At 40.0% G+C, this 12,211-nt stretch carries 8 protein-coding genes; 6 read left to right on the forward strand and 2 right to left on the reverse strand.

Going from position 1 to position 12,211, the window contains the following annotated elements:
* The gene (gene edd / locus P3L37_RS01845; protein ID WP_184957495.1) at nt 1-1,851 is read right to left on the reverse strand and encodes a phosphogluconate dehydratase; all 1,851 of its coding nucleotides are present in this window, start codon (nt 1,849-1,851) and stop codon (nt 1-3) included.
* A gap of 313 nt (nt 1,852-2,164) precedes the next feature.
* Here edd and P3L37_RS01850 point away from each other — a divergent pair, with 313 nt between their 5' ends.
* The 3 genes from P3L37_RS01850 (at nt 2,165) to P3L37_RS01860 (ending at nt 5,082) form a co-directional block, all read left to right on the forward strand.
* Complete coding sequence (locus P3L37_RS01850; RefSeq protein ID WP_109913083.1) at nt 2,165-2,956, forward strand: N-acetylmuramoyl-L-alanine amidase-like domain-containing protein; 792 nt, start codon at nt 2,165-2,167, stop codon at nt 2,954-2,956.
* Between the two features lie 444 nt (nt 2,957-3,400).
* Nucleotides 3,401-3,658 (forward strand): helix-turn-helix domain-containing protein, encoded by a 258-nt coding sequence (locus tag P3L37_RS01855; RefSeq protein WP_004915254.1) that lies wholly within the window; start codon nt 3,401-3,403, stop codon nt 3,656-3,658.
* 536 nt (nt 3,659-4,194) lie between these two features.
* Complete coding sequence (locus P3L37_RS01860; protein ID WP_109913082.1) at nt 4,195-5,082, forward strand: N-acetylmuramoyl-L-alanine amidase; 888 nt, start codon at nt 4,195-4,197, stop codon at nt 5,080-5,082.
* 76 nt (nt 5,083-5,158) lie between these two features.
* Here P3L37_RS01860 and iclR read toward each other — a convergent pair whose 3' ends face one another.
* Nucleotides 5,159-5,989, reverse strand: coding sequence for a glyoxylate bypass operon transcriptional repressor IclR (iclR, locus tag P3L37_RS01865; protein ID WP_004915246.1), 831 nt, complete (start codon nt 5,987-5,989; stop codon nt 5,159-5,161).
* Nucleotides 5,990-6,192: 203 nt separating this feature from the next.
* Between iclR and metH the strand changes: the two genes are divergently transcribed.
* From metH to P3L37_RS01880, 3 genes are all read left to right on the forward strand, one after another.
* Nucleotides 6,193-9,876, forward strand: coding sequence for a methionine synthase (metH, locus tag P3L37_RS01870; RefSeq protein ID WP_272667561.1), 3,684 nt, complete (start codon nt 6,193-6,195; stop codon nt 9,874-9,876).
* Nucleotides 9,877-9,945: 69 nt separating this feature from the next.
* The gene (locus tag P3L37_RS01875; protein ID WP_181937095.1) at nt 9,946-10,536 is read left to right on the forward strand and encodes a hypothetical protein; all 591 of its coding nucleotides are present in this window, start codon (nt 9,946-9,948) and stop codon (nt 10,534-10,536) included.
* Nucleotides 10,537-10,699: 163 nt separating this feature from the next.
* The gene (locus tag P3L37_RS01880) at nt 10,700-12,175 is read left to right on the forward strand and encodes a tetratricopeptide repeat protein (protein ID WP_109913079.1); all 1,476 of its coding nucleotides are present in this window, start codon (nt 10,700-10,702) and stop codon (nt 12,173-12,175) included.
* Nucleotides 12,176-12,211 lie beyond the last annotated feature (36 nt).

Below are 12,211 nucleotides of genomic sequence, written 5' to 3' on the forward strand. Positions count from 1 at the left end.
TTAAAAATCAATGCTACAAGCGCCTTCTTCGGCACCTGATAAGTGTCTTCTTAACGCACCGAAAAGTTCCCTTCCACACCCACTATGTTCAGCAGTTAAATCAGCTTCAAAGGGTTGGCGCTTATTGAGTTCTTCTTCATCAACCAGTAATTGTAATTCCCCAGTCAATGCATTTACCCTAATAATATCGCCATTTTTTACTTTTGCTAACAATCCGCCATTGTAAGCTTCAGGTGTGACATGAATTGCGGATGGTACTTTGCCGGATGCACCGGATAAGCGACCATCAGTGACTAGCGCGACCTTGTAGCCTTTATCCATAAGGACACCAAGAGGTGGCATTAGCTTGTGAAGCTCAGGCATACCATTTGCAGATGGTCCTTGGAAGCGGACAACGATGATACAATCTTTATTGAGTTCGCCAGCTTCAAAGTGCGCTGCGATCTCATTTTGGTTATTAAATACGACTGCTGGAGCTTCAATGATTTGATTTTCTTCAGGAACTGCTGATGTTTTCATCACAGCGCGTCCTAAATTCCCTGAGAGTAATTTTGTACCGCCATGAGGTGAGAAAGGGCGGTCTATTTCAGCAATAACTTCAGGATTGAATGAGGTTTTAGGGCCTTCTCGCCATTCTAGTTGACCATTATTTAGCCATGGTTCCATAGTATAACGTGCCAGCCCAAATCCTGAGACGGTATGAACATCATTATGCAATAAACCTTTTTGCAATAGCTGGTGGATGAGCAAAGCGACGCCACCTGCGGCTTGGAATTGGTTGATATCCGCTTGGCCATTAGGATAGATACGGCAAATAAGTGGAACAATGGCAGAAATATCGGAGAAATCATCCCAATTGATAATGATCCCAGCAGCTCTAGCTATAGCCACAAGATGCATGGTCAAGTTAGTTGAGCCGCCTGTTGCAAGTAATGCGACGATGCCGTTGACAATCACTTTTTCGTTAACCAGTTGACCGATAGGTAAGTACTGACCTGATTGTTCAGTTAAACGCGTAATTTGTCGTGCGGCAGCTTCTGTTAATGCATCTCGTAGTGGAGAATCAGGTGGTACAAATGATGCGCCGGGGAGATGTAATCCCATCACTTCCATCATCATTTGATTTGAGTTGGCAGTACCATAAAAAGTACAAGTGCCGATACCATGATAAGACGCAGCTTCCGCTTCTAATAAGGCGAGTCTATCAACTTTGCCTTCAGCATACAGCTGGCGAATGCGAACCTTTTCTTTATTTGGTAAGCCTGTTGCCATTGGGCCTGCTGGGACAAATATTGCAGGAAGGTGGCCAAATGAAAGTGCGCCAAGCATTAAACCTGGAACAATTTTGTCGCAAATACCTAAATAGAGTGCGCCATCAAACATATTATGGGATAGGCCAATGGCGGTTGACATTGCAATGACATCTCGACTTAGCATCGATAGCTCCATCCCATCTTGACCTTGTGTTACACCATCGCACATTGCGGGAACACCTGCAGCGACTTGGCCAATTGAGCCTGCTTCTAATAATGCTTTTTTGAGTTGTTCTGGGTACTTGTCATAGGGGCGATGCGCTGAAAGCATATCATTGTAGGAGTTGATGATAGCAATATCAGAGCGAGTCATGCTTTTAAGAATTTGTTTTTCTTCACTTTGGCATGCTGCAAAGCCATGGGCAAGGTTACCACAAGCGAGTGATGCTCGATGGACGGTCATACTACGAGCCTGCTCTATTTTTTTGAGATAAGCAGCTCGAGTCTTCACTGAACGAGAGATGATACGTTGAGTGATGCGATCAAGTTCTTTATTGATCACCGAAGGATTTGTCTCTTTAGAGGTGGTCACGCTCATGATAATTGCTCCATAGTGCAGTAAAAAGATGAATCAAACTGCAAGTCAATTTGGGTTGTGCCTATCGTTATTTACTCTAGTACTATAGCATCAATGTTACCGGTAACATTGTTCAATGAAAGCGAAGGCGTTGCAATATAGAAAATGAATATTCGAAGCTATCTGTGATCTGAATCAAATTTGTAATATGGTATGGATAGGGTAGGAAATAGGCAAATAAGCATGCTATAGTGGCTTTTTTGGTTATTTTATCATCAAAATTCAATTAGATAATTGTCGAAGGTTAGGCTGTATTAATGAGAAGAGTGGCAGAATGTTAAGGCTAGCTACAGCTGCATTTATATTGTTGTTGGCAAATTTTGTTAAGGCTGAGGTTGTTTTAGCTTCCGGGTCATATAACATTTTAACTGAAGTTTTTAATAAGCAAACTGAAATGCAATTACACAATGCCTCACAGGCAGAAAAAATTGATGCATTGACTCAATACTTTTTAGCCACACCTTACAATAAACAAACATTGAATATGAGCCCACTCTTAGCCGAAGAATTAGTGATTAATTTGAAAGAGATGGACTGTATGACATTCATAGAGTACATCGAGGCTTTTAAGCGTTCGAAAAACTATGAACAGTTTGTGTTAAATTTAACCAATATTAGGTATATCAACCAAAATATCACCTTTAAACATCGTCGGCATTTTTTTTCTGATTGGGCGCAAGAACCTGAAGCTATTGTGGCAGATATTACCAGTGAAATAAGTTCACATGCTGTTAAGGTAAATAAACAACTTAATTTAAAATATCATGATCAGAGATATATATCGGGATTACCCATCAAGAATAGGTCAATTAACTATATTCCAGCTAAGTATGTGGATGATGATTTATTATTAAGATTAAAAACGGGGGATTACATTGGTATTTATTCAGGAAATAATGGGTTAGATGTGAGCCATGTTGGGGTTGTAATACGTAAAGGGAAGAAAACAATATTTAGAAATGCGTCCTCATTGCGTAGAAATTTTCAGGTCATTGATATTGAACTGAATATTTATTTAAAAGGGAAGGCTGGGATTGTTATTTTTAGACCTAAATCAGATTATTAGCCTGATTTTTTGAATTTATTAATAATAAAATAAATTATTAATCTATTTTTTTGATATAAAAAATGAGTAAATCCAGTTTTTATGTATGTATAAATTTAACATATAAAGTGGAAATTATTTAATAATAAAAAACATATAATTATTTTTATTAGTTACTAATTATTACTAATAACATTTAAAATGTAAAAATATATTAAATTATCGATTTGGTAAAAATAAACATATAGGAATATAATTTTATTAAAAAAATGAAAAAACTGTTATAAAGCAATGGATTACTTTATAAATATTACTTAGTTCTTTTTCTTTTGTATATAAAAATGATGTTTGCCTATCAATCTTGTGCTTTTTGATTACTCGTAACTATTTTAAATAGTTATGGTTAATTTTATAATGAATAATACTAGCTAAATTATTTTTCTTATTTAAATTTAGGAGATGGTTATGCATATAGCTAAAAAGAAAAATGTTTATGCATTATTAGGTAATCATTTACGTAAGGCTAGAGTGAGTAAGGGATTGTCAGGAAATGAGTTAGGCTCAATTATTCATTTGAGTCAACAGCAGGTATCACGGTATGAATTAGGTATTAATAAATTGAGCTTAGATAAACTAATTGAAATTGTCATTTTTTTAGATATTGATATTAATGAAGTTACTAAAATAATTGCTAAGCAGGTTGAGTATGAAAAAATGAGCTAGCAGTAATTTAAGTAAGGTTATTTTTTATTTCTCTTTATAAAATTTTATGAATTACCTTATTCTTTTTAGAAATCGCTAGTATAAGAAAATATTTTATAACTTATACGTTACAGAGAACTAAACGATTAATTTAGCATAGTCGATGGAAAATCATTTTTATGATAACTACTTAAAATTGAAAATAATTTAAAATCAGCTTCTAGAAATAAAAATAATCAATTTATCTTTATTTTAATGGTCGATGAATTTGTTGGAACTCATAATGATAATTTTTCTAGTACTTGCTTCTGTTTTTGTGATATCTCCTACTTTTTAATGCAAGAGGAACTTTCTACAGAATAATGAAAACTTTTTGTTTCTAATATGAACTAAGAAGGTGTTAACACTATGTATTTGAACAGTTATTTCACCGTTTTGACTATATTCTTATGAATAATAAGCATCGTTTTGTCGTTAATGTATGAAAGTTGATAGTATTGATGACTACAGAATGCTTAAATAAAGCTTAATCAACAATAGAGTAAGGTTATGGTTCGATGTTCAAATATATAGGGATATTATTTGCCTTTTTACTATTAGGCTGTTCAGCCTCGAACAAGGGGTACTATCTCGATAACCGTTATCCATCAAAAAATAGTAGTCAACGTATTCAATATGTCATTATTCACTACACCGTTTCTGATGATGTGCGTTCTATAGCCACACTAACACAAGGTCAAGTGAGTTCTCACTATCTCATTCCAAGTGTACCTGAAACTAAAAATGGCCGGCCTGTTGTATTACAACTCGTTCCTGAGTCGTTAAAATCATGGCATGCAGGTGAAAGTTATTGGTTACACCATAATGGTTTGAATGATACTTCTATTGGGATTGAAATCGTCAATGCTGGATTACAAAAAGATGTAAAAGGAAAACGATATTGGGCTCCTTATAATGAAGCACAAATTGTTGCGTTGATCCCTCTCCTCCAAGATATTATGCAGCGTTATAACATTCCTCCAGAAAATATTATTGGTCACAGTGATATCGCACCACTGCGTAAGCAAGATCCAGGCAAGGCATTTCCATGGCAGCGTCTTGCTCAACATGGTATAGGGGCTTGGCCAGATCCTAAAACCGTGGCTAAATTTCTGGCGGGGCGTAATGCCAATGAGCCTGCAAACGTGTTACGCATTCAAAAAGCCCTTCATTTTTACGGCTATTCAACAATTCCTCTATCAGGTCAGTTAGATTCACAGACGAAAGAAACATTACGTGCTTTCCAACTGCATTTCCGGCCGAGAGATATTGAAGGACAAGCGGATGCTGAAACAGAGGCTATCGCGTTGGCACTTATTGAAAAGTACCGTGATATGCAAAAATTTAAGTTATTTGAAAAGACCTCGCAGTTGCCTAATGTATCAACAAACCAACAAGGTGATTAGAGGGCAGTAAAAAACTTTGTGAGATTAAGCTAAAGTGAAATACAGGTTGCTTTGTATTTCACTCTTTACTATTGAGTTAGCGGTTTGCACCATATTCATGGCTTATTTCTTTTGCGGCCTTGATAACCATAGCGCCTAATTCAGTAATACGGTCATCAGTGATACGTGATAATGGGCCTGAAATAGAAATAGCTGCAAACGCTTCTTTGTGCTCATCATAAATACAAGCTCCAATACAACGTAACCCTAAAGCATGCTCTTCATCATCATAAGAAAAACCTTGCTTTTTAGCCTGTTGTAAATTCTCTTTTAAGGCGGATGGGTTAGTTAGTGTATAAGGCGTATAAGCATGTAAACCTTTACGGCTTAAAAGTGGAACCAGTTTGTCTTCTGTTAAATTAGCAATGAACGCTTTGCCTGCACCCGAAGCGTGTAATGGCAGTTTTCCACCGATCGGTGCTGACATTCTCATTAGCGCATTGCATTGTACTTGGTCAACAATGACGGCATCGTACTCTGTATGGTCTAGGATAGCTAAATTGACGGTTTCCCCAGATTCATCCATTAAGCGGCGCAGTATCGGGTGAACGAGAGCTAACAAATTACGACTCTCTAAGAAGCTACTACCAATGATAAAAGCATGGGAAGCAATAACCCATAGGCCTAAATCGCCAGTTTGCCGAACAAATCCATGCTGTTCCAACGTCATTAATAGGCGATGTGTTGTTGAGTTGGGTAAGCCAGCTTGCATCGCAAGGTCAGTGAGGGCGATTCCCCCTGTTGATTCGGAAATATATTCCAACAGTGTTAATCCACGACTTAATGATTGAACTTGTCCTGCTGCAGCTGCGCCACTCGCCGGCCCTTTTGCTTTTTTAAGTTTCTTAGTAATTGGTGCCGTTGCCATTAAGTCTCTCCTGACTGTCATTTAGCTTCTATTATGAACTATTTCACTTGAAAATACTCATCGGATCAGTGAAAAGTGTGCTCTTGTGCAACCTTGAAAAACTCTCATCATAACAGCGAATTTTCACGAGAGAAGTTGTGATAGGATGTTAAAAGTAAAAATTTGACTTATTTCTCAGTGTTCCATTTCAGGAGGGCAGTGCAGTGTCCGCAAAAGTTAATCAATTAGAACAAGAATTAAAAAAACGTATATTGGTATTAGATGGTGCAATGGGAACAATGATCCAACAACATAAGTTGTCGGAAGCCCAGTTTCGCGGAGAGCGATTTGCAGATTGGCCGAGTGATTTAAAGGGAAATAATGACCTATTAGTCTTAACTCAGCCAGATATCATTCGAGATATCCATTCTCAATACTTTGAAGCTGGTGCTGATATTGTTGAAACCAATACTTTTAACTCAACATCCATTGCGATGGCTGATTATAAAATGGAATCTCTTTCCGCTGAAATTAATGAAGTTGCTGCACGTCTTGCTCGTGAATGTGCTGATGAGTGGACACGTAAAACGCCAGAGCAACCGCGTTATGTTGCTGGAGTCTTAGGCCCGACAAACCGCACCGCTTCTATTTCTCCGGATGTTAATGATCCCGCTTATCGCAATATCACCTTTGATCAACTCGTTGAAGCTTACCGAGAATCTACCCGATCTTTAGTAAAAGGTGGGGTCGATCTGATCATGATCGAAACCATTTTTGATACATTAAATGCGAAGGCCGCGATCTTTGCGGTAGAAACCGAATTGGAAGCTTTGGGCGTTTCTTTACCGATTATGATCTCGGGGACGATCACGGATGCCTCCGGTCGAACATTATCAGGGCAAACAACAGAAGCATTTTATAACTCATTACGCCATGCTCAGCCGATATCATTTGGCTTGAATTGTGCATTAGGTCCTAATGAGTTACGCCAGTATATTGCTGAATTATCAAGAATTGCTGAATGTTATGTCAGTGCGCACCCCAATGCAGGGCTACCCAATGCGTTTGGTGAGTATGACCTTGATGCGCAAAATATGGCCGAACAAATTCATGAATGGGCAACCGCAGGGTTCTTAAATATTGTTGGTGGATGTTGTGGAACGACGCCATTACATATCAAAAAAATGGCAGATGCAGTAAAAGGCATCACTCCACGCCAATTACCGTCACTGCCTGTTGAATGCCGTTTATCTGGTTTAGAACCGCTAAATATTGGCAAAAAATCATTATTTGTGAACGTCGGGGAAAGAACCAACGTGACAGGTTCAGCAAAATTTAAGCGGCTGATTAAAGAAGAAAATTACCAAGAAGCCTTAGATGTGGCACGTCAGCAAGTTGAAAATGGTGCACAAATCATCGACATCAATATGGATGAAGGGATGTTGGACTCCCATGCGGCGATGGTACGTTTCTTGAATCTCATTGCTGGCGAACCAGATATTGCGCGCGTGCCGATTATGATTGACTCCTCAAAGTGGGAGGTCATCGAGGCGGGGCTTAAGTGCATACAAGGTAAGGGGATCGTCAATTCAATCTCAATGAAAGAGGGGGTTGAGGCATTTATTGAGCACGCTAAACTATTGCGCAAATATGGTGCTGCCGTGGTCGTCATGGCATTTGATGAAGTTGGCCAAGCAGATACACGTGAACGGAAAATTGAAATTTGTCGCCGTGCTTATCAGATCCTGACCGAAGAGGTGAGCTTCCCTCCTGAAGATATTATTTTTGACCCAAATATTTTTGCCGTAGCCACAGGAATTGAAGAGCACAATAACTATGCAGTTGATTTTATTGAGGTCTGTAAGGATATCAAGGCTCAATTACCTCATGCGATGATTTCTGGCGGAGTTTCCAACGTCTCTTTTTCATTTAGAGGGAACGACCCTGTACGCGAAGCGATTCATGCTGTTTTCTTGTACTACGCCATTCGTAATGGAATGGATATGGGGATCGTTAATGCGGGGCAGCTCGCTATCTATGATGACTTACCTTCTGAATTAAAAGACGCTGTTGAAGATGTGATTTTAAATCGTCGTGATGACAGTACGGAACGCTTACTTGAACTGGCAGAAAAATACCGTGGAGCCGGGGCAGGAGAGCAGCAAGTTCAACAAGCGGAATGGCGTAGTTGGGAAGTTGAAAAGCGCCTTGAATATGCACTAGTGAAAGGTATTACCGAATTTATTATTGAAGATACTGAAGAAACTCGCCAACGTGCTTCTAGCCCAATCGAAGTGATTGAAGGCCCCTTGATGAACGGTATGAATGTGGTTGGAGACCTGTTTGGGGAAGGCAAAATGTTCTTACCTCAAGTGGTGAAATCCGCCCGTGTAATGAAACAAGCAGTCGCCTATTTAGAGCCTTATATTCAAGAGCTTAAACAATCAGGTAGCAGTGCAGGAAAAATCTTACTCGCTACGGTAAAAGGCGATGTCCATGATATTGGTAAAAATATTGTTGGTGTTGTTTTACAGTGTAATAACTATGAAATCATTGATTTAGGTGTGATGGTCCCATGTGAAACTATTCTAAAAACCGCGCGTGAAGAAAACGTCGATATTATTGGGTTATCTGGTTTGATTACGCCATCTCTTGATGAAATGGTGCATGTCGCTAAAGAGATGGAAAGACAAGGGTTTACCTTACCATTACTGATTGGTGGGGCGACGACATCAAAAGCACATACTGCTGTGAAAATTGAGCCAAATTACAGTGGGCCAACAACTTACGTGCAAAATGCTTCCCGAACAGTGGGGGTTGTCTCGGCGTTATTGTCAGCAACACAAAAAGCAGATTTTGTTGCGCGTACGCGCCGTGAATACGACACCGTACGCCAGCAGCATGGTCGAAGAAGGCCAAAAACACCACCGGTGGCACTGGATGTGGCACGTGCGAATGCGGTAAATATTGACTGGCAAAACTATCAACCACCTGTACCAAAATTCCAGGGTATTCAAGAAGTCACAGCATCTATTTCAACGCTGAGAGACTATATTGATTGGACGCCATTTTTTATGACTTGGTCGCTGGCGGGGAAATACCCGCGGATCTTAGAAGATGAAGTGGTTGGTTCTGAAGCACGTAAGCTATTGAAAGATGCCAATAATATGTTAGATAAGCTTGATAAAGAAAGTTTACTAACGCCAAAAGGTATTTTTGGCTTATTCCCTGCAAACCGAGTTGGCGATGATGTAGAAATTTATACCGATGAGTCAAGAAGCCATGTACAAGTGATGGGGCTGAATTTACGCCAGCAAACCTTAAAAACTGAGTTTCCAAACTATTGTTTATCTGACTTTGTCGCGCCAAAAAACAGCGGTAAAGCCGATTATATTGGGGCTTTCGCAGTGACAGGGGGCTTAGAAGAAGACGCGCTTGCTGATGAATATGAACAACAGCATGATGATTATAATAAAATTATGGTTAAAGCGCTGGCGGATAGGCTAGCGGAGGCATTTGCTGAATATCTACACCAACAAGTCCGTAGGCAATATTGGGGCTATGCAGCTGATGAAAACTTGAGTAATGAAGAGCTTATTCGTGAAAATTACCAAGGTATCCGCCCTGCACCGGGGTATCCGGCTTGTCCTGAGCACACAGAAAAGGCCAAAATTTGGCAGTTATTGGATGTAGAAACGCAAATTGGCATGAAACTCACCAGTTCCTATGCGATGTGGCCAGGCGCTTCGGTATCAGGCTGGTATTTTAGCCACCCGGAAAGTAAATATTTTGCGGTAGCTCAGCTACAAAAAGACCAAATTGAGGACTACGCAAAACGTAAAGGGATGTCGGTAACGGAGTTGGAGCGTTGGTTAGCACCAAACTTAGCTTATGACCCTGAAGATTAAAACCAGATCAATACATTGATTTTTCATGTATTCGGCACCATCTTATAGGTAATACATTAGAGGGGTCCAATGATGAGCTATGAATTTATTATTGAAGAAGAACTGCCACGCTCGGCGGTTTTTCCTTATCAGATCCAAAACAGTGCTGCGCCTGAAACGTTTATGATGAGTGAAGACGCGGTGAGCGCCATGATGAGTGTTTTACAGATCATGGATAAGCTTGATACCGATGATTCACTGAATGAGCACTGTTTTAATCAAATCTGGTTAAAAAGCGAGCTTACACCGGCAAGAGCAGAAGAAATTTACCTGTTTTTAGAAGAGAATTTAGCGGTAGAACCCGTCCCTTCAGAGGAAGAAATCGCTGCTTTTCATCAAGCCCAAGTTGATGAAAATAAACTGTTATCCCAAGAAAGCCCTAAAGACGGCATGGTACCCGTACATAAATTTTCGACCAATGACGGTTGGCTGGTGACCACGAAAGAGTGTGAGTGGATTGCGGAAGTGTTTTCACCAGAACTGGTGAGCGAAAATCACTTTGTTGTTTCTCAGATCTCTGAACTGTGTAAGATCAGCCACCGCACATTGGAAGCTCTGTTAATTGAGTGGGGTAAATTTAATTTATTTGCCAGTAAACATGGTGGTTACCGCGTTAATTAAGCTCTGGGGTTTATTTCGGAGACAAAAGTTTCAGCAAGAGCCGGCGTCTCCTCCATTTTCTGAATAATTTCCCTATTATTCTACTTTTTCAGCTAACATCCCTTATGAATTATTTATTGGAATGATATGTTAATGAGATAACGCCAATAAATAGGTCATGGTGATGAAATTACGTTCTTTTCTGTTAGTTCTCTATGTTAGCGGTATTTCTCTTGCGCAAGCTGGCAATACCGTTGAAGCACCTTCTGCGAAAGATAAGCCAAATGCGCTACAGGCGCAGCCTAAAAGTACGCCAATTCCTGATGAATTCAAAGCAAAATTGCAACTAGCAAATGCCGGAGATGAAGAAGCGATGGTGGATGTTGGGCTTGCTTATATGGATGGGACTGAGTTTTTAGCTGCCAATGAGCAAGAGGCTTATCGTTGGTTTAAAAAGGTAGCTGACCGAGATAATACAGATGGCGATTACTACCTTGGAATGTTGTTGCACAATCAGGAAAAGTACCAGCAAGCGGAACAATGGTATCGCCGAGGTGCCGAAAAAGGCGATGCTTATTGCCAATATGCGATGGGTTACTTATATGAACATGGTATTGGGGTAGAGCGAAATTTAAAACAAGCGAAAGCATGGTATACAGAGGCCGCAGAGCAAGAACACGCTAACGCACAGTTTGCGATGGGACTGTTTTATCATGATGGGCTAGGTGGTGATACCGATTACCAAAAGGCGAGAGAATGGTATGAAAGAAGTGCGGGAAATAATATTGCTGCCGCTGTGAATAATTTAGCGGTGATGTATGAAAATGGCGAAGGTGTAGAGCCGGACGACGAAATGGCGATTTACTTATATCGCCAAGCCGCCAATATGGGCTCTGCGACAGCACAAGTGAATATGGGTGACTTTTATCAAGAAGGCCATAGTGCAATAGAAAAGAATAGCTACCAAGCGATGTACTGGTATAAACGCGCTGCGCAACAAAATAGTATTGCAGCCCAACTGGCGATTGCGAAAGCCTATGAACAAGGTGATGGCGTTGGAAAAGACCTCGCTGAAGCCTTTATCTGGTATGAACGTGCGGCACAAAACAAATCCCAAGATGCAGGAATGAAAGTGGCTGAATTCTATGAAAAAGGGTTAGGTGGCGTTAAAAAAGACCCTGAAAAGGCCATTGAATGGTATATGTCACTTGCTAACAGTGATGGTAATGCAGCTCAAATTAAGTTAGCGAAGATGTATGTGTCTGGTGAGTTGAAAAATGTGGATGTCAATAAAATTGTGAGTTGGCTGCAACTGGCACAAGAAGATAGCATCGAAGCTCAAAACCAGTTAGCTATCTTTTATTTAACGGGAACGGGTGTAGCGAAAAACTCACAGAAAGCTCGGCAATTGCTGGAAAAAGCGGCATTTAAAAAGAACAGCGATGCACAAAATAACCTTGCGGTGATGTATGCACGAGGCGAGGGGGGCGAAAAAAATATTTTCCGTTCGGTAATGTGGTTTGAGCGAGCAGTAGAACTCGGTAATGAAACAGCAAAAGGAAATTTAGCGCTTTTAACACAGAATAAAGGTGTGACGGGCAAAATGTTGCAATACACCAACAGTGTTGCGCAACCCAGTAAAAATACGGGAAGGGATTAATTTTATAATAGAGAAGGCGATCGTGATGATCGCCTT

The organism is Providencia sp. PROV114 (genome assembly GCF_032704305.1).
Taxonomy (GTDB): Bacteria; Pseudomonadota; Gammaproteobacteria; order Enterobacterales; family Enterobacteriaceae; genus Providencia; species Providencia rettgeri.